Annotated in this window: 14 protein-coding genes; 10 read left to right on the top strand and 4 right to left on the bottom strand. The window is 67.4% G+C overall.

Annotated elements, in window-relative coordinates:
• Positions 1-21: 21 nt before the first annotated feature.
• The 4 genes from WJ12_RS33495 to WJ12_RS33480 all read left to right on the top strand — a co-directional run bounded on the left by WJ12_RS33495 (position 22) and on the right by WJ12_RS33480 (position 4,219).
• A complete protein-coding gene (locus tag WJ12_RS33495; protein ID WP_034187656.1) occupies positions 22-549 on the top strand; it encodes a BON domain-containing protein in 528 nt (175 codons plus the stop codon).
• 61 nt (positions 550-610) lie between these two features.
• Positions 611-883, top strand: a complete 273-nt coding sequence (locus tag WJ12_RS33490) for a hypothetical protein (RefSeq protein WP_080287802.1) — start codon at positions 611-613, stop codon at positions 881-883.
• A 103-nt stretch (positions 884-986) separates the two neighbouring features.
• Positions 987-1,289: an H-NS histone family protein gene (locus WJ12_RS33485; protein ID WP_034187657.1), complete on the top strand. Its 303-nt coding sequence runs from the start codon at positions 987-989 to the stop codon at positions 1,287-1,289.
• A 572-nt stretch (positions 1,290-1,861) separates the two neighbouring features.
• Positions 1,862-4,219 (top strand): bifunctional acetate--CoA ligase family protein/GNAT family N-acetyltransferase, encoded by a 2,358-nt coding sequence (locus WJ12_RS33480; RefSeq protein WP_034187658.1) that lies wholly within the window; start codon positions 1,862-1,864, stop codon positions 4,217-4,219.
• 639 nt (positions 4,220-4,858) lie between these two features.
• Here WJ12_RS33480 and WJ12_RS33475 read toward each other — a convergent pair.
• Together WJ12_RS33475 and WJ12_RS33470 are read right to left on the bottom strand one after the other, a co-directional pair.
• On the bottom strand, positions 4,859-5,410 hold the full coding sequence (locus WJ12_RS33475; protein WP_034187659.1) for a hypothetical protein: 552 nt from the start codon (positions 5,408-5,410) through the stop codon (positions 4,859-4,861).
• A gap of 191 nt (positions 5,411-5,601) precedes the next feature.
• The gene (locus tag WJ12_RS33470) at positions 5,602-6,423 is read right to left on the bottom strand and encodes an IclR family transcriptional regulator (protein WP_034187660.1); all 822 of its coding nucleotides are present in this window, start codon (positions 6,421-6,423) and stop codon (positions 5,602-5,604) included.
• Positions 6,424-7,084: 661 nt separating this feature from the next.
• Between WJ12_RS33470 and WJ12_RS33465 the strand changes: the two genes are divergently transcribed.
• Positions 7,085-7,933, top strand: a complete 849-nt coding sequence (locus WJ12_RS33465) for an ureidoglycolate lyase (RefSeq protein ID WP_034187661.1) — start codon at positions 7,085-7,087, stop codon at positions 7,931-7,933.
• A gap of 92 nt (positions 7,934-8,025) precedes the next feature.
• Here the strand turns inward: WJ12_RS33465 and WJ12_RS33460 are convergent, their stop codons facing one another.
• On the bottom strand, positions 8,026-8,409 hold the full coding sequence (locus WJ12_RS33460) for a VOC family protein (protein ID WP_034187662.1): 384 nt from the start codon (positions 8,407-8,409) through the stop codon (positions 8,026-8,028).
• 247 nt (positions 8,410-8,656) lie between these two features.
• Between WJ12_RS33460 and WJ12_RS33455 the strand changes: the two genes are divergently transcribed.
• Positions 8,657-9,301 (top strand): CGNR zinc finger domain-containing protein, encoded by a 645-nt coding sequence (locus WJ12_RS33455; protein WP_049028345.1) that lies wholly within the window; start codon positions 8,657-8,659, stop codon positions 9,299-9,301.
• 21 nt (positions 9,302-9,322) lie between these two features.
• Here WJ12_RS33455 and prpR read toward each other — a convergent pair whose 3' ends face one another.
• Complete coding sequence (prpR, locus tag WJ12_RS33450; RefSeq protein ID WP_059559134.1) at positions 9,323-11,305, bottom strand: propionate catabolism operon regulatory protein PrpR; 1,983 nt, start codon at positions 11,303-11,305, stop codon at positions 9,323-9,325.
• 170 nt (positions 11,306-11,475) lie between these two features.
• On the opposite strand from prpR, the gene prpB reads away from it, so the two are divergent.
• The 4 genes from prpB (at position 11,476) to prpF (ending at position 17,483) form a co-directional block, all read left to right on the top strand.
• Positions 11,476-12,369, top strand: a complete 894-nt coding sequence (prpB, locus tag WJ12_RS33445; RefSeq protein WP_059559132.1) for a methylisocitrate lyase — start codon at positions 11,476-11,478, stop codon at positions 12,367-12,369.
• 49 nt (positions 12,370-12,418) lie between these two features.
• On the top strand, positions 12,419-13,591 hold the full coding sequence (gene prpC, locus WJ12_RS33440; protein WP_059559129.1) for a bifunctional 2-methylcitrate synthase/citrate synthase: 1,173 nt from the start codon (positions 12,419-12,421) through the stop codon (positions 13,589-13,591).
• 82 nt (positions 13,592-13,673) lie between these two features.
• On the top strand, positions 13,674-16,268 hold the full coding sequence (gene acnD / locus WJ12_RS33435) for a Fe/S-dependent 2-methylisocitrate dehydratase AcnD (protein ID WP_034187667.1): 2,595 nt from the start codon (positions 13,674-13,676) through the stop codon (positions 16,266-16,268).
• 24 nt (positions 16,269-16,292) lie between these two features.
• Positions 16,293-17,483 (top strand): 2-methylaconitate cis-trans isomerase PrpF, encoded by a 1,191-nt coding sequence (gene prpF / locus WJ12_RS33430; protein ID WP_034187668.1) that lies wholly within the window; start codon positions 16,293-16,295, stop codon positions 17,481-17,483.
• Positions 17,484-17,595: the final 112 nt, after the last annotated feature.

Genomic DNA, 17,595 nt, shown 5'->3' with positions numbered 1-17,595 from the left:
AGCATCGAACAGGAGATCACGATGAAGCGGATCGGCATCGCTGGGTGGCTGGCCCTGTTGCTGGCGACTTCCTCGTTCGCGCAATCCGGCGACGCCGACGCGCCCGAGGCGCGGCGCAACTGGTACAACGATCCGTTCGTCGCGCTGTCGCGGGACGTGGCCGAATGTCCGCTGCCGCTCGGCCCGTGGATGACGCGTGCCGAGATGACGGACGATGCGCATTACCGCGCGGAACGCGGCACGACCTGCTGGCTCGCGCACCGCTGCACGAAGCCGAACTCGTATATGTATGACGCGTCGATCGCCGATGCCGCGAAGGCGCACTTCGCCGGCTCGGATCGCCTGCGCGGCACGAGCCTGTGGATCACCGTGCAGCGACGTTTCATCTACGTCGAAGGATGCGCGGATACGGCGTTCGATCGCCAGGCGCTGCAACGCGAATTCGAGGCGCTGCCGGACGTCGAGCAGGTTTTCGTTCGCATCACCGACGATCCCCGCCGGAGCTTGCCGTACAAGGCGCGCGGGCAACCGGACCGCGCGCCGAATTGACGACGGAAAGGCCGCGCATGGCATACTCGCGACATTCAAAAAAAGGTTGACGGGAAGAACAATGAAACACATGCTTGCGTCGGTCTGGCGGCGGTCTCGGGCGGCCGCATTGTTGGCTCTGGTTGCGGGGCTTGGCGGGTGTGGCGGCAGCGCGCCGCTGTTCACGTCCGACGGACGCCCGACGACACAGGTGCAATGCACCGGTCGCGACTGGAGCAATTGCACGGACAATGCCCGGGCGATGTGCAACGGGGATTTCGAAGTGATCCAGCAATCGACGGATGATGCCGTGCGAAATCTTCTCTTCGCATGCAAGAAGAAAAGCGGTTATTGATCCCGACATGACCGGCTGAGGAGACCACGATCGGGCGAAGCGCTTTTCTGTTTGCTTGGAGTTACCTATTTTTCACGAATAACACTCACGGAGTCCCATCCATATGGCGACCTACAGGCAACTGTCCGCACAGCTCGAACGGCTTCAGCAAAAGATCGACAAGGAACGCGAAAAGGCGATTGCCGAAGCGATTGCCGAAATCCGCGCGAAAATCGAGGAATACGACATTACGCCGGAGGAGCTCGGTTTTCGTCCGATAGGGTCCGCCGTCGCTGCCGCCGCGAAGCCGAAGCGGTCGTTGCCGCCGAAGTACCTGAATCCGAAGACGGGCGAGACGTGGAGCGGCCGCGGGCGGGCACCGACCTGGCTCGGCAAGAACCGCGCACGTTTCCTGATCAAGGACTGACTCCCGAAAATCCTCACCTTTCGCGTGCCGACCGACGGTGCGAATGGCCATGCGGCCGTCGCACCGTTTTGTTTTTGCGCAGTCGCCGTGCGATTTTCCCTGCCGAATGGATGCGCGATGCCGCGCAATTGACGGCCTCCGTTTTGCGGATTCACCGCGATTCGGCCGTATATCGCGTCGAATTCCCGTAAACAACCGTGCAATTACGCCGCGCAAGCGCATGGACATTCGCGATTTTCGCGGTGCAGGCGTGCCGCGGATTCTCATCACCTTTCGCGTATTTGCGCACGGCGTCGTGCTGATCCCGAAGATACTCACCATGGCTCCTGTAAACCCTCACCTTTGAGGAAGCGGCTGCAGCGTCGAGCCGGGTTGTGCGCGTTGTGCGGCGATGGGCTGCCGCGTGTGTTGCAGGTCCATGATGCGAGCGTTGATGCGCGTCGAGTAGTCAGCCGTTCGGCATATAGGCAGCCGCATGCGCTTCGCCTATGCTTGGGGTTCGCGTCGATCGGCGCACGGCCTGTCCGGCCGCATGCCGATCGTGTCGTCTTTCGTCACCGCAGGGAGTCGATGTGACCGTTCGCCATCTCGATGCGTTGTTCCAGCCCAAGTCCGTTGCCGTCGTCGGCGCGTCGTCGCGCGCGGGCAGTATCGGCGCGATGGTGTGGTCGCGTGTGCTCGACGGCGCGTTTCAGGGGCCCGTGTGGCCCGTCAATCCGAAGTACCGGGAACTGGACGGGCATGCGGTCGTGTCGGACGTCGACCGGCTGCCTGCGCCGCCGTCGGTTGCCGTGATCTGCACGCCGCCCGCCACCTGGGCCGGCATCGTGCGCAAGCTCGGCGAGCTCGGTACGCGTGTCGCGGTGATCGTCGGCGAGGCGCGCACGGACGCCGATCGTGCCGCGGTCGATCGCATGCTGAAGGCGGCGAAGCCGTTCGTGCTCCGTATCGTCGGGCCCGGCAGCCTCGGCGTGTTGTCGCCCGCGCGGCACGCGCATTTCGGTGCGCCGGCCTATACGGCGCGATCGGGCGGCGTTGCGTGGGTGTCGCAATCGAACGCGCTGACGAACGCGGTGCTCGGCTGGGCCGACGCGCGCGGCCTCGGCTTTTCGCATGTCGTCGCGCTCGGCAGCGAGTCCGACGTCGATGCAGGCGACGTACTCGATTATCTGGCGAGCGATCCCGGCACGCGCGCGATCCTGCTCGAACTCGATACCGTGCGCGCGGCGCGCAAGTTCATGTCGGCCGCGCGCGCGGCCGCCCGCAACAAGCCGGTCCTCGCGTTGCGCACCGGGCGTGCCGATCCCGGCGACGCACTCTATACGGCGGCGTTCCAGCGCGCGGGCATGGTGCGTGTCGATGCGCTCGACGATCTGCTCGACGAGATCGAGACGCTCGGCGTCGGCCGCGTCACCGCGCGCGGCGCGGCGACGCTCGTCACCAGCGACGCGGGTGTCGCGAAGCTGGCGGTCGATGCGGTCGCGGAAGTACGCGTCGCGCTGGCCGACTGGCCGCCGGCGGCAACCTCGGCCGTATCGGCCGCGCTGCCGCATCTGGCCGCGCCCGGCAATCCGCTGACGCTGGGCGACGATGCACGCCCCGAGCACTTTGCCGCGGCGATCCAGGCGCTTGCGCCGTTCCCGCAAACGGGCACGCTGTTCGTCGTCCATTCGACGTCCCACAGCGCGCCGGCCGATTCGGTTGCACGCACGTTGATCGACTCGCGGCAATACGCGCATCGCGGCATCCTCGCGTGTTTCTTCGGCGCGGTCGATGCGGCGACGCGCGATGCGCTGCACGCGAACGGCATTCCGGTCCATACGACACCGCAGCGGCTCGCGCGCGCGTATGCGCGTCTCGTCGACTACAACCTCGGGCGACAATTGCTGATGCAGACGCCCGAAGGCACGCCGCCGCAGCCGGCCGAATGCGTCGCGTCGGCGCAGGCGGAAGCGCGCCGGATGGTCGAAACCGGCCAGCATGAACTGGCCGGCGATGCCGCGTTGCGCTGGCTGTCCCATTTCGGCTTGCATGGCGAGCAGGCTGACGAGCCGGCGGGCAGGAAAGTCGTCGATATCACGGTCGACATGTACGACGATTCGAACTTCGGTCCGGTGTTCCGCTATGCCGTGCCGCCCGCGGACGGTGTCTCGGCGCCATTCGTCGTCTACGGCCTGCCGCCGCTGAATACCGTGCTTGCGCGTGCGGTGATGGAGCGTTCGCCGTATGCGCGCAGTACGCCCGTCGAGCCGACGCTCGACGCGGTGACGGCGTTGTCGCAGGTCGTCTGCGACGTCCGCGAAGTTGTCGCGCTGTCGGTCACGCTGCGCGTGCTGTCCGACGGCGCGCGCGTGATCGCGCCGCGCATCACGCTGGCCACGGGGCGCAGCCGGCTCGCGATCATGCCGTATCCGCGGCACCTCGAACAGACGCTCGAGTGGCGCGGCGAGACGGTGACGATCCGCCCGATCCGTCCGGAAGACGAAGCCGCGCACAACGAACTGCTCGGCGCGATGACGCCGGACGATCTGCGGATGCGTTTCTTCGGCGCGGTGCGCAGCTTCGATCATTCGCAGGTGGCGCGCATGACGCAGATCGATTACGACCGCGAGATGGCTTTCATCGTGTCGTTCACCGACGCGTCGGGGCGCGACCACACGCTCGCGGTGGTGCGCGCGGTCGCCGACCCCGACAACGAGACGGCGGAGTTCGCGATCGCGGTACGTCCCGATCAGAAGGGCAAAGGGCTCGGCAGGCTGATGATGGCCCGCATCATCGACTACGCGCGTTCGCGCGGAACCGCCTGGATGGTTGGCGAGGCACTGCGCGAGAATTCGGCGATGATCTCGCTCGCGAAGTCGTGCGGCTTCACGGTGTCGACCACGGAGGAGCCTGGCGTCGTGGGCTTCAGGATGAAGCTGCAGCCGTAGCGGTGGTCGGCTGCGTGAAGCGAGGAGGCACCGTATGCAAGTGGACGGCTCCGGCATTCACCATGTTGCGCATTCATTCACTCAGGAATGCAAAGTATTGGTATGCGCTTTCGGAAGAAGCGCCTGAATGTACCGAGCCGTTGCCAGGTCGATGCCGGCGGCGTCTGAAGGCGCTTGCCGAGCATCGCGTTGCCTGCTCCGCATGGCCTTTACGCGAGGTATTCAAGCGCTTTGCGCACCGTATGCCGGCGTCGCCAATTCGGATCGACCGTAAAGGTGAGATTTTTCGGGAGCGGCCAGTGAGCGTTTCCGGGAATGTGTGGTGAGCCGATACGGGAGCGTTCGGTGAGCCTTCCCGGGGGCGACCGGTGAGCCCTTGCGGGAGCCGCCGGTGAGCCTTTCCAGGACGTCTCGGTGAGGGCTTGCGGGAGCATCCGGTGAGGATATTCGGGAGACCTTGGTGAGCGTCTTCGGGAGCCTTCGGTGAGCGTGTTCGGGAGGTGTCGGTGAGCGCCTGCGGGAGGCTGAGGTGAGACTTTTCGGGAGCGGGTGGATGCACCGCTCCCGTGAGCGCGGCGCCGGTCAATGCGGGCGCCGCGCCGGGGTTCGGGCACGCATGAACCGTGCCCGAGGCCGCATTTACGCGGCGAGTTTCGACGCCGCGTCGTTCACCTGGTCGCGCGAAATCGCGAGTTCCTCGAGGTGCGGATCGGCATAGACGGCGCCGGTTTCGCGCTCGAGGCGGGCGATCGTCAATGCACAGCGCGCGGTGTCTTTCGGCATCGCGATGAAGCGCTTGACCGATTCGCCGGACGTGAATGCGTCGAACAGCGCGCCGCGCACGTCGTCCGGAAGCGTCTTGGTCCACTGGTACGGCTTGCCGTTGAACGTGATCGACGGCGGCAGCGTGCGTTCCTTCTTGGTCGCCGTGATGAGCCCGTAGGTGCGGGCCGCGTCGCCGATCTGCTCGGGCGAGAAGAGTTCGTCGGGTGTGATGTCGAACTGCTCGATGTAGTTTTCGATCGCCTGCATTGCGGCGGCGCGATCGTCGCGCTTCTGCTGCGCGCGCGCGACGATATCGCGCAGCTCGTCCGCTTCGTCGGGCGTGATCGTGAAGCTTGCCTGCTTCTGCTGAAGTTCGGAGAAACGCTGGAATTCTTGATCGTTCAGAAGTTTGGCCATGACATCCATCGGACACGACGGCCGCGACAACCGGCCATCGTAGTTTTTGAGAGGGCCGCTATTTTAGCGTAGCGCCGCGAGCGCACGATATGGCACCGCAAATCGTGCATCGCATATCGCGCACCGCACCGGCGTCGCGCGCAACCGGGGGGCGGTGCCGCTGCGCCGTCCCCCGGTGTGCATCGGGAAGCATCCGCGTGTCAGCAGATCTCGATGCGTCCCATCGACAGATGGGAGGCCGTGTCGCGCAACCCTTCGACGACGAGGTCGACGGACGGGGCCGCATGCGCATCGATCCGGCGCATGTACGGGCAGGTCAGCACCGCGATCGCATGGCCGGACGGCCCGAGGATCGGCGCGCTCAGGTCGGTCACGCCATAGGCCTGGCGGCTGTCCTGGCGCAGGTAGCCATCCTGCCGGATGGACTGGCACGCGTACGCGAGTTCCTGCTCGTTCAGCGGCGCCTCGCCCTTGACCTGGCGATGCTCGGCCAGCATGTGCGCGCGTTGCTCGGGGCCCTGGAACGACAGCATCACGCGTCCCGACGCCGTATCGGCGAGCCCGATGCGCGAGCCGAGCCGGACCGACACGCCCCACGGGCCGGGCCCGTCGACCTGTGCGATCACCAGCAGGTTGCCGCGATCGTAGACCGACAGGTGGCACGACTGTTCGGCCGCATCGGCGAAGCGCTGCATCGGCGGCAGGGCTTCGGCGATCAGCCGGCTCATCGGCGGATGCCGGTGCGCGAGCGCGAACAGCTTGAGGCTGAGCGTGTAGCGATCGCCGCCGGTCGAGCGCATCACGTAGCGGCGAGCGACGAGGCGTTCGAGCATCCGGTAGATCTCGCTCGCGTTGCGGCCGAGTTCCTTCGTGATTTCGGTGCGGGTGAGTCCTTCTTTCTGCTCGGACAGGAGTTCGAGAATGTCGAGCCCCTTGTCGAGCGCGGGGGCGCGATAGCGGTCGATAGCGGCCATCGATTCCCGTGCGTCGCAGCCGGGAAGCGGGTCGTTGGTTGTCTGCATTGTCAATGTGAGGTTGGGGGATTACCGTCAGTCGGTTGGCGACGCACGCTGGCCGGTTCTGCACGCGCATAGGGTGGGCCCGCGAATGGCGATGAAAGCCATCTGTTCGAGCTTAGCAATAAACATGCAGTGTGCAATGCAGCGTCTTTTTACCGATCATTACCGAACAAGAACGGATTGGCAAACGTTCTCGATGACAGGGGCACCCCGAATATCCAGTATTCATGGTCTGATGGCAGGCGATGCCGGCCAGCCCGACCGGTCGGTCGAGGGATGCGTATCCCATGCTGCGCCGCAATGTCCGCAGGCACGCCAATAGTCGGTATCCGTTGCGCGCCATTTCACGGTGCGCGGCCGATGGTACAAAGTCGGGCGGGCCAGCGACGGCGCGGCCGCGCGTGAAGCCGGCCGGCATGGTCCGGCACGCGTCGCGGGTGCCGGGCCGTCGTCGCCGATGCGCAGACCGGCGGCCGCCCGCTCGATGCGCGCCGTACTGTTCGTACGACGCCGCGATCGCTGCGCCCGCGCGACCTTCGCGCGTCGACGGCCCGCCGGGTGCGGTGTCGACGCGCGCAATCGACGATCGACAATCCGTCCGGTGCGCGGCCACGAAGGGCCGCGTCGCCGGTATCCTGTCCCATTCGACAACAGAGGTAGCACGATGAAACTGCTTCGCTATGGCCCGTCCGGCCAGGAAAAGCCCGGTATCCTCGACGCGGCCGGCCGGATTCGCGACCTGTCCGCACACGTGCCGGATCTTGCCGGCGACGTGCTGTCCGACGCGGGTCTCGCGCGGCTGCGCGCGATCGATCCGGCCACGCTGCCGCTCGTAGCCGGCGAGCCGCGCATCGGCGCGTGCGTCGGGCACGTCCGCAAGTTCATCGGCATTGGTCTGAACTATGCCGATCACGCGGCGGAAGCCGGCATGCCGGTCCCGAAGGAGCCGGTCGTGTTCGGCAAATGGACGAGTTCGATCTGCGGTCCGAACGACGGCATCGACATTCCGAAGGGTTCGGTCAAGACCGACTGGGAAGTCGAACTCGGCGTCGTGATCGGCACGACCTGCAAGGACGTCGCCGAAGCGAACGCGCTCGATTACGTCGCGGGCTATTGCGTCGTCAACGACGTGTCCGAGCGCGAATGGCAGATCGAGCGCGGTGGCCAGTGGGACAAGGGCAAGGGTTTCGACACGTTCGGCCCGATCGGCCCGTGGCTCGTCACGCGCGACGAAGTGCCCGATCCGCAGCGTCTCGACCTGTGGCTCGAAGTCGACGGCCACCGATATCAGAACGGCAACACGCGCACGATGGTGTTCACGGTCGCACAGTTGATCGCGTATCTGTCGACCTGCATGACGCTGCAGCCGGGCGACGTGATCACGACCGGCACGCCGCCGGGCGTCGGCATGGGCATCAAGCCGTCACCGGTGTTCCTGAAGGCCGGCCAGACGGTGCGCCTCGGGATCGACGGGCTCGGCGAGCAGTTGCAGCCTGCGCGCGACGCGCGGTAACCGGCGCCGGCGTGCCAACACCCGAAAGGGCCCGATTCCGCAGGATGCGGAATCGGGCCCTTCGCATTTGTCTACGGTGAATCCACGCGGCGTCACACGATGTTGTCGAGTTCGCAATGCGCTTCCAGCCGATATCCGTCGGGATCGACGACGAACGCCGCGTAATAGCCGGGACCGTAGTGTTCGCGCTTGCCCGGCCCGCCGTTGTCCTGGCCGCCGTGCGCGAGCGCGGCGCGGTAGAACGCGTCGACCTCGACCGGCGACGCGGCCTTGAACGACAGGTGCAACCCCGAGTCGGGATCGGCGACGACGGGGCGTGCCGCGTGCTGCAACCACAGCTCCGGCTCGGTCGTGCCGTACCCGATGGAACCGTCGTCGCTATACAGCCGCTTGTAGCCGAGTGCGCCGAGCGCATGGTCGTAGAAGGTGCGGCTGCGGCCGATGTGTGCAACGCCGAACGAAAGGTGATCGATCATCTGTGGCTCCTTGGACTGAAAGGGGACGTCGGTGCGGCAAACCTGCTCATAACCGCCATGCAAGCCGCTTGTAGCGGAGTGTGCCGAGCGTGCTGTCGTGGAACGTGCGGCCGTTGTGGATAACGCCATACGAAAGACGATCGATCGACTGTGACTCCCTGGACCGAGGCGGTTGTCCGTGCAGCAGACCTATTTATAACTACCATGCCGGTTATGTTAGAAAGTGCCCGGAGGCTTGTCAACCGGCATGGTGGTTAGATACGATCGCGTCATGAGCAAAACGCAACCTTCCGTCGCGACGGACTGCCTGATTCCATCGCCGCCCGAGACGCTGGGCATCGATTTCATGAACACGCTGTACTGGCGCGGCAGCGATCCGCCGACGGAAACCTTCGGCACGCTGGACGACCTGCTGGCGTGGTGCCGCGAGCACGCCGGCGTGCCGGCCGGCGTGGCGGAAGCCTGTCGTGCACGTGGGGTGGAGGAAGGCGAGCCGGCGATGCTGGCGCGTGCGCTCGCGTTGCGCGAGGCGTTGTATCGGCTCTTTCATGCGCAGGCCGAGCAGCGCGAGCCGCACGCGGACGATCTCGCGCTGCTCGGCGGCTTTCTGGCGGAAGCGTCGCCGCGCGTCGCGCTGGCGCGCATCGACGGCGGTTATGCGTGGCGGGTCGGGAGCGCGGGCGCGACGCTCGCCGGGTTGCTGAGCCCGGTGCTGTGGTCGGCGATCGACCTGCTCGGCGGCGCGCGGTTCGCGAAGGTCAAGCGCTGCGCGAACGACGCGTGCCAGTGGTTGTTCATCGACGACAGCAAGAACGGCAGCCGCCGCTGGTGCTCGATGTCGTCGTGCGGCAATCGCGCCAAGGCGTACCGCCACTATCACAAGGCCGACTGACAGACCGGCCGTCCGCCGGGCTTATTTCGCCGACAGCTTCCGCCACAGCGTCGTCTTGCTGATGCCGAGCATCGCGCACGCGCGGTCGCGGTCGCCGCCGCACGCGTTGAGCACCGCGCGGATCTCGTCGGCTTCCACGCGACGGCGGCGCGCGTGCAAGGTCTGCGCGTCGTCGGTGTCGGCCGCGTCGGGCGCCGCCGCGAACAGTTCGGGGGCGATCGTCCGCAGCGCGTCGGGATCGAGCGTGCCGCACGCGGCCGCGGGATCGTTTTCATCGGCTTCCTCGGCGAGTTCCACCGCGATCCGCTCGATCACGTTCTGCAGCTCGCGCACATTGCCGGGCCACCGGTAGCGCGCGAGCGTCGCCCCGGTCGCGTCGAGCACGCGCGCGGCGTCGCCGGCATCGCGCAGGCGTTCGGCGAGACGCGATTCGCGCCGTGCAGCCTGCACGAGCAGCGCCGCGGCGAGCGCGGGGATGTCGGCCGCGCGCTCGCGCAGCGGCGGCAGGCCGACGTTCAGGATGTTGAGCCGGTAATAGAGATCGGCGCGGAACGTGCCGGCCTCGACGGCCGCGAGCAGCGGCCGGTGCGTCGCGGCGATCACGCGCACGTCGATGCGGATCGGCTCGGTCGAGCCGAGCCGGATCACTTCGCGCTCCTGCAGCACGCGCAGCAGCCGGCTCTGCAGCGACGGCGGCATCTCGCCGATCTCGTCGAGAAACAGCGTGCCGCGATGCGCGGCCTCGAACAGGCCGGTCTTGCCGCCGCGCCGCGCGCCGGTGAACGCGCCTTCCTCGTAACCGAACAGCTCGCTCTCAAGCAGCGCTTCCGGAAACGCGCCGCAGTTGACCGCGACGAACGGGTAGCTGTGCCGCGCGGACAGCCCGTGCAGGCTCTGCGCGATCATTTCCTTGCCGGTGCCGCTTTCGCCGAGCACGAGCACGGTCGCATCGGATTTCGCATAGCGGCGCACGAGGTCGCGCACGCGCGTCATCGGCGCCGAGGCGCCGACCACGTCGTCGAGCGCGTAGCGCGCGGCGAACTGCTGCGTGGTCGGCTGCGAACGCAACGCGCGGTCGAGCCGTTCGACCGCGCGCGATTCCTGGAACGTCAGCACGCTGCCCGACGTCACGCCGCGATCGACGAGCGGCCCGCGATGCACGACGTAGCGCACGCCGCGTACGGTGGCGAGCGCGTCGCCGTCCTCGCCGCGCAGCGTGCGCAGCTCGGGCCGCAGGTCGACGAGCGCGCGGCCGACCGCCGCCGCGGGTTCGACCCCGAGCGCCGACGCGAGCCGCTCGTTGATCGCCTCGACGCGGCCGTGTGCGTCGAGCGCGACCACGCCGTCGCGCAGATGCTGCAGCAGCGTGTCGAGCCGCTGGCGGCGGAACGCCTCGGCGTGCGTCGCATACGCGACCTCGAGCGCCGTCTCGACAGCCTTGCGCACGGAGGCGTGCGAATACAGGAACACCGCGCCCATGCCGGCACTCGCCGCGAGATCGGTGACGAGGCCGGGGCCGACGATCGTCTCGATGCCGCGATCGTGCAGGTCGTGCACGCAGGCTTCCGCTTCCTGCGCGGACTGATATGACGCAAACTGCACGTCGAGGCCGTACGCGGCGACGAAGCGGCGCACTTCAGGCGGGGTGTCCCCGGCGCTGACGAGCGCGATCCGCGACGCGTCGCGCCGGGCGCGCGCGAGTGCCTGCATCACGTCGAAGCCGGTCGGCGATACCACCACCACCGGCACCGGCGCACGCGTCTTCAGGAAGCCGCCGTTCGAGCCGGCCGCGACGATCACGTCGGGCCGCGCGGCACCGGCCTCGGCGATCGCGCCGAGCGCATCCTCATACGCGCGCGTCACGATGCGCACGTCGGCGCGTTCGTCGAATTCGCCGGCGATCTCGCGAAACAGGTCGCGCAGGCGGCTGATGCCCATCGCCCAGATGCGCGGGCGCACCGTACGATCGGCCGGGCCGACGGGCTTGGTCGAGGAGAGGTCCATGACGATCGATTATGCGCGTGAGATTTCATTTTTGAAACATGAAATTGCCGAATTGAAATCGGTGGACATCGTGCCGCCCGGACCGGTTGCTTAAGAATCAGGGGGTTAGCGACGTTTCGCGCGCTGGCCCGGTCCTTGCTGTTATCAGGCATTCCATCAGGAGGCCGTTCATGAGCAATACGCATCTTCAGAGCGCCGGCGCGAAATTTCGCGCGGCAGTCGCGGCGGAACAGCCGCTGCAGGTGGTCGGCGCGATCACCGCGTACGCGGCCAAGATGGCGCAGGCCGTCGGCTTCAAGGCCGTCTACCTGTCGGGCGGCGGCGTCGCCGCGAACTCGCTCGGGATCCCCGACCTCGGCATCAGCACGATGGAAGACGTGCTGATCGACGCGAACCGGATCACCAACGCGACCGACCTGCCGCTGCTGGTTGACATCGACACGGGCTGGGGCGGCGCGTTCAACATCGCGCGCACGGTCCGCTCGTTCATCAAGGCCGGCGTCGCGGCCGTGCACCTCGAGGACCAGGTCGGCCAGAAGCGCTGCGGCCACCGCCCGGGCAAGGAAGTCGTGCCGACCGAGGAAATGGTCGATCGTGTCAAGGCCGCGGTCGATGCGCGGACCGACGACCAGTTCGTGATCATGGCGCGCACGGATGCGGCCGCCGCGGAAGGGATCGACTCGGCGATCGAGCGCGCGGTCGCGTACGTCGAAGCCGGCGCGGACATGATCTTCCCGGAAGCGATGAAGTCGCTCGACGACTACCGCCGCTTCAAGGCAGCCGTGAAGGTGCCGATCCTCGCGAACCTGACCGAGTTCGGTTCGACGCCGCTGTTCACGCTCGACGAACTGCGCGAGGCGAACGTCGACATCGCGCTGTACTGCTGCGGCGCGTATCGCGCGATGAACAAGGCCGCGCTGAATTTCTACGAAACGCTGCGCCGCGACGGCACGCAGAAGGCGGCCGTGCCGACGATGCAGACGCGCGCCGAGCTGTACGACTTCCTCGGCTATCACGAATACGAACGCAAGCTCGACGAGCTGTTCGCGCAGGGCAAGAAGTAACGCGGCCCGCCCCCCGATACAGGCATCTGGAACATTGGAGAACGGAAACATGAGCGAGACGAAAGACGCAGCAGCACCGGCCGCCGCAGGCGCATTCAAGCCGAAGAAATCGGTGGCGCTGTCGGGCGTGACGGCCGGCAACACGGCGCTGTGCACGGTCGGCAAGACCGGCAACGACCTGCACTACCGCGGCTACGACATTCTCGACGTCGCCGAATCGTGCGAATTCGAGGAAATCGCGCACCTGCTCGTGCACGGCACGCTGCCGAACCTGACCGAACTGGCTGCGTACAAGACCAAGCTGCGCGCGCTGCGCGGCCTGCCGAGCGCGCTGAAGGCGGCGCTCGAGCAGATCCCGGCGTCCGCGCACCCGATGGACGTGATGCGCACGGGCGTGTCGGTGCTGGGCACCGTGCTGCCGGAGAAGGACGACCACAACCTGCCGGGCGCGCGCGACATCGCCGACCGCCTGATGGCGTCGCTCGGCTCGATGCTGCTGTACTGGTATCACTTCTCGCACAACGGCAAGCGCATCGAGACGGAAACCGACGACGACTCGATCGGCGGCCATTTCCTGCACCTGCTGCACGGCAAGACGCCGTCGAAGCCGTGGGTCGAGGCGATGCACACGTCGCTGATCCTGTACGCGGAGCACGAATTCAACGCGTCGACGTTCACGGGCCGCGTGATCGCGGGCACGGGCTCGGACATCTACTCGGCGATCACCGGTGCGATCGGCGCACTGCGCGGGCCGAAGCACGGCGGCGCGAACGAGGTCGCGTATGACATCCAGAGCCGCTACAGCTCGCCGGACGACGCCGAAGCGGACATCCGCCGCCGCGTCGAGAACAAGGAAGTCGTGATCGGCTTCGGCCACCCGGTCTACACGATCTCCGATCCGCGCAACAAGGTGATCAAGGGCGTCGCGCACAAGCTGTCGAAGGAAGCGGGCGACCTGAAGCTGTACAACATCGCCGAGCGCCTCGAGTCGGTGATGTGGGAGGCGAAGAAGATGTTCCCGAACCTCGACTGGTTCAGCGCGGTGTCGTATCACATGATGGGCGTGCCGACCGCGATGTTCACGCCGCTGTTCGTGATCTCGCGTACGTCGGGCTGGAGCGCGCACGTCATCGAGCAACGCATCGACAACAAGATCATCCGCCCGAGCGCGAACTACACGGGCCCGGAAGACCTGCAGTTCGTGCCGATCGAGAAGCGCTGAAACACCTGCCGCGCGCGCCGATGCCCGTGATGCGGGCGGCCGGCGCGCGCGGAACGTCATACCCCGATTCCCGCCCCACATCATGAATACCGCCAACCGCAAACCCCTGCCCGGCACGTCGCTGGACTATTTCGACGCGCGTGCCGCGGTCGACGCGATCGCGCCCGGCGCCTACGACACGCTGCCGTACACGTCGCGCGTCCTTGCCGAAAACCTCGTGCGCCGCTGCGACCCGGCGATCCTCGCCGATTCGCTGAAGCAGATCATCGAGCGCAAGCGCGAACGCGACTTCCCGTGGTTCCCGGCGCGCGTGGTGTGCCACGACATCCTCGGGCAGACGGCGCTCGTCGATCTCGCCGGCCTGCGCGACGCGATCGCCGACGGCGGCGGCGACCCGGCGAAGGTGAACCCGGTCGTGCCCGTGCAGCTGATCGTCGACCACTCGCTCGCCGTCGAATGCGGCGGTTTCGATCCGGACGCGTTCGCGAAGAACCGCGCGATCGAGGATCGCCGCAACGAGGATCGCTTCCACTTCATCGAGTGGACGAAGAAGGCGTTCGAGAACGTCGACGTGATCCCGCCGGGCAACGGCATCATGCACCAGATCAACCTCGAGAAAATGTCGCCGGTGATCCAGGCGCACGACGGCGTCGCGTACCCGGACACCTGCGTCGGCACCGACAGCCACACGCCGCACGTCGACGCGCTCGGCGTGATCGCGATCGGCGTGGGCGGCCTCGAGGCCGAGAACGTGATGCTCGGCCGCGCGTCGTGGATGCGCCTGCCGGACATCGTCGGCGTCGAGCTGACCGGCAAGCGCCAGCCCGGCATCACCGCGACCGACATCGTGCTCGCGTTGACCGAGTTCCTGCGCAAGGAGAAGGTGGTCGGCGCGTACCTGGAATTCCGCGGCGAAGGGGCGGCGAGCCTCACGCTCGGCGACCGCGCGACGATCTCGAACATGGCGCCCGAATACGGCGCGACTGCCGCGATGTTCTTCATCGACGGCCAGACGACCGACTACCTGCGCCTCACCGGCCGCAGCGACGAGCAGGTCAGGCTCGTCGAGACCTACGCGAAGGCGGCCGGCCTGTGGGCCGACACGCTGGCCAACGCGCAGTACGAACGCACGCTGACGTTCGACCTGTCGAGCGTCGTGCGCAACATGGCCGGTCCGTCGAACCCGCACAAGCGGCTGCCGACGTCCGATCTGGCCGCGCGCGGGATCGCCGGCCAGTGGGAAGAGAAGCCGGGCGAGATGCCCGACGGCGCGGTGATCATCGCCGCGATCACGAGCTGCACGAACACCAGCAACCCGCGCAACGTGATCGCCGCGGCCTTGCTCGCGCGCAACGCGAACGCGAAGGGCCTCACGCGCAAGCCGTGGGTGAAGAGCTCGCTCGCGCCGGGCTCGAAGGCGGTCGAGCTGTACCTGGAAGAAGCGAACCTGCTGCCCGAACTCGAGAAGCTCGGCTTCGGCATCGTCGCGTTCGCGTGCACGACCTGCAACGGGATGTCGGGCGCGCTCGACCCGAAGATCCAGCAGGAAATCGTCGATCGCGACCTGTACGCGACGGCCGTGCTGTCCGGCAACCGCAACTTCGACGGCCGCATCCACCCATATGCGAAGCAGGCGTTCCTCGCGTCGCCGCCGCTCGTCGTCGCCTACGCGATCGCCGGCACGATCCGCTTCGACATCGAGAAGGACGTGCTCGGCCACGACCGGGACGGCAAGCCCGTCACGCTGAAGGACATCTGGCCGACCGACGAGGAGATCGATGCGATCGTCGCGTCGAGCGTGAAGCCCGAGCAGTTCCGCAAGGTCTACGAGCCGATGTTCGCGCGCAGCGCCGACGCCGGCGAGCGTGCGGCGCCGCTGTATGACTGGCGCGCGCAGAGCACGTACATCCGCCGCCCGCCGTACTGGGAAGGCGCGCTGGCCGGCGAGCGCACGTTGAAGGGCATGCGTCCGCTCGCGGTGCTCGGCGACAACATCACGACCGACCACCTGTCGCCGTCGAACGCGATCCTGCCGGACAGCGCGGCCGGCGAATACCTCGCGAAGATGGGCCTGCCGGAAGAAGACTTCAACTCGTACGCGACGCACCGGGGAGACCACCTGACCGCGCAGCGCGCGACCTTCGCGAATCCGACGCTGATCAACGAGATGGCGGTCGTCGACGGCGCGGTGAAGAAGGGCTCGCTCGCGCGCGTCGAGCCGGAAGGCAAGGTCATGCGGATGTGGGAGGCGATCGAGACGTACATGAACCGCAAGCAGCCGCTGATCGTCGTGGCCGGCGCCGACTACGGCCAGGGCTCGTCGCGCGACTGGGCCGCGAAGGGCGTGCGGCTCGCGGGCGTCGAGGCGATCGCCGCCGAAGGCTTCGAGCGGATCCACCGCACGAACCTGATCGGGATGGGCGTGCTGCCGCTCGAGTTCAAGCCGGGCACGAACCGCACGACGCTCGGCATCGACGGCACCGAGACCTTCGACGTGATCGGCGAGCGTACGCCGCGCGCCGACCTGACGCTCGTGATTCACCGCAAGAACGGCGAGCGCGTCGCGGTGCCGATGACGTGCCGGCTCGACACGGCCGAGGAAGTGTCGATCTACGAGGCGGGCGGCGTGCTGCAGCGTTTCGCGCAGGACTTCCTCGAATCGTCGCAGGCGGCCTGACGGGCGCACGGAGAGAACACAGACATGGCTCATATTCCTCAAATCAGGATTCCCGCGACCTATATCCGCGGCGGTACCAGCAAGGGCGTGTTCTTCCGGCTGCAGGACCTGCCGGACGCCGCGCAGGCGCCGGGCGCCGCGCGCGACGCACTGCTCCTGCGCGTGATCGGCAGCCCCGATCCGTACGGCAAGCAGATCGACGGGATGGGCGGCGCGACGTCGTCCACCAGCAAGACGGTGATCGTGTCGAAGAGCACGCGGCCCGGCCACGATGTCGACTACCTGTTCGGCCAGGTCGCGATCGACAAGGCGTTCGTCGACTGGACCGGCAACTGCGGCAACCTGTCGGCGGCCGTCGGCCCGTTCGCGATCAGCGGCGGGCTCGTCGATCCGGCGCGCGTGCCGCGCGACGGCGTCGCGACCGTGCGGATCTGGCAGGCGAACATCGGCAAGACGATCGTCGCGCACGTGCCGGTCACGAACGGCGCGGTGCAGGAGACGGGCGATTTCGAGCTGGACGGCGTCACGTTCCCGGCCGCCGAGGTGCAGCTCGAATTCATGGACCCGGCCGCCGAGGAAGAGGGCGCGGGCGGTTCGATGTTTCCGACCGGCAATCTCGTCGACGATCTCGCGGTGCCGGGCGTCGGCACGCTGAAGGCGACGATGATCAACGCGGGCATCCCGACGATCTTCGTCGAGGCGGAAGCGATCGGCTATACGGGCACCGAGCTGCAGGACGCGATCAACGGCGATGCGAAGGCGCTCGAGAAGTTCGAGACGATCCGCGCGCACGGCGCGCTGCGCATGGGCCTGATCGATACGCTCGACGAAATCGCGACGCGGCAGCACACGCCGAAGATCGCGTTCGTCGCGAAGCCGGCCGACTACGTCGCGTCGAGCGGCAAGCGCGTGAACGCGGGGGATGTCGACCTGCTGGTGCGCGCGATGTCGATGGGCAAGCTGCACCACGCGATGATGGGCACGGCGGCGGTCGCGATCGGCACGGCCGCGGCGATCCCCGGCACGCTCGTCAATCTGGCGGCGGGCGGCGGCGAACGCAACGCGGTGCGCTTCGGCCATCCGTCAGGCACGCTGCGCGTCGGCGCGGAGGCGCGGCTCGAGAACGGCGAGTGGACCGTCACGAAGGCGATCATGAGCCGCAGCGCGCGCGTGCTGATGGAAGGCTGGGTGCGGGTGCCGGGCGACGCGTTCTGACGCGCGCACCGGCACGCGCATGACGCGCCGCGATCCCTGCGAAGCGGAACCCGCTGCGCAGGGATTTTTCGTTTGAGGCGCGTGTGCCGGATGCAAGCCGCCGCACGAAGCA

The sequence above is a fragment of the Burkholderia seminalis genome (assembly GCF_001718535.1).
Lineage (GTDB): Bacteria > Pseudomonadota > Gammaproteobacteria > Burkholderiales > Burkholderiaceae > Burkholderia > Burkholderia seminalis.
The sequence above is the reverse complement of the archived record's forward strand: the minus strand, read 5'-3'. Positions and strand labels throughout refer to the sequence as shown.

What these genes read in the sequence shown, in the direction of transcription:
- WJ12_RS33475 (WP_034187659.1), bottom strand. Translation starts at nt 5,410, where the DNA reads ATGGATGTCATGGCCAAACTTCTGAACGATCAAGAATTCCAGCGTTTC.
- WJ12_RS33490 (WP_080287802.1), top strand. Translation starts at nt 611, where the DNA reads ATGAAACACATGCTTGCGTCGGTCTGGCGGCGGTCTCGGGCGGCCGCA.
- prpF (WP_034187668.1), top strand. Translation starts at nt 16,293, where the DNA reads ATGGCTCATATTCCTCAAATCAGGATTCCCGCGACCTATATCCGCGGC.
- prpR (WP_059559134.1), bottom strand. Translation starts at nt 11,305, where the DNA reads ATGGACCTCTCCTCGACCAAGCCCGTCGGCCCGGCCGATCGTACGGTG.
- WJ12_RS33460 (WP_034187662.1), bottom strand. Translation starts at nt 8,409, where the DNA reads ATGATCGATCACCTTTCGTTCGGCGTTGCACACATCGGCCGCAGCCGC.
- WJ12_RS33485 (WP_034187657.1), top strand. Translation starts at nt 987, where the DNA reads ATGGCGACCTACAGGCAACTGTCCGCACAGCTCGAACGGCTTCAGCAA.
- acnD (WP_034187667.1), top strand. Translation starts at nt 13,674, where the DNA reads ATGAATACCGCCAACCGCAAACCCCTGCCCGGCACGTCGCTGGACTAT.
- WJ12_RS33455 (WP_049028345.1), top strand. Translation starts at nt 8,657, where the DNA reads ATGGTGGTTAGATACGATCGCGTCATGAGCAAAACGCAACCTTCCGTC.
- prpC (WP_059559129.1), top strand. Translation starts at nt 12,419, where the DNA reads ATGAGCGAGACGAAAGACGCAGCAGCACCGGCCGCCGCAGGCGCATTC.
- prpB (WP_059559132.1), top strand. Translation starts at nt 11,476, where the DNA reads ATGAGCAATACGCATCTTCAGAGCGCCGGCGCGAAATTTCGCGCGGCA.
- WJ12_RS33495 (WP_034187656.1), top strand. Translation starts at nt 22, where the DNA reads ATGAAGCGGATCGGCATCGCTGGGTGGCTGGCCCTGTTGCTGGCGACT.
- WJ12_RS33470 (WP_034187660.1), bottom strand. Translation starts at nt 6,423, where the DNA reads ATGCAGACAACCAACGACCCGCTTCCCGGCTGCGACGCACGGGAATCG.
- WJ12_RS33465 (WP_034187661.1), top strand. Translation starts at nt 7,085, where the DNA reads ATGAAACTGCTTCGCTATGGCCCGTCCGGCCAGGAAAAGCCCGGTATC.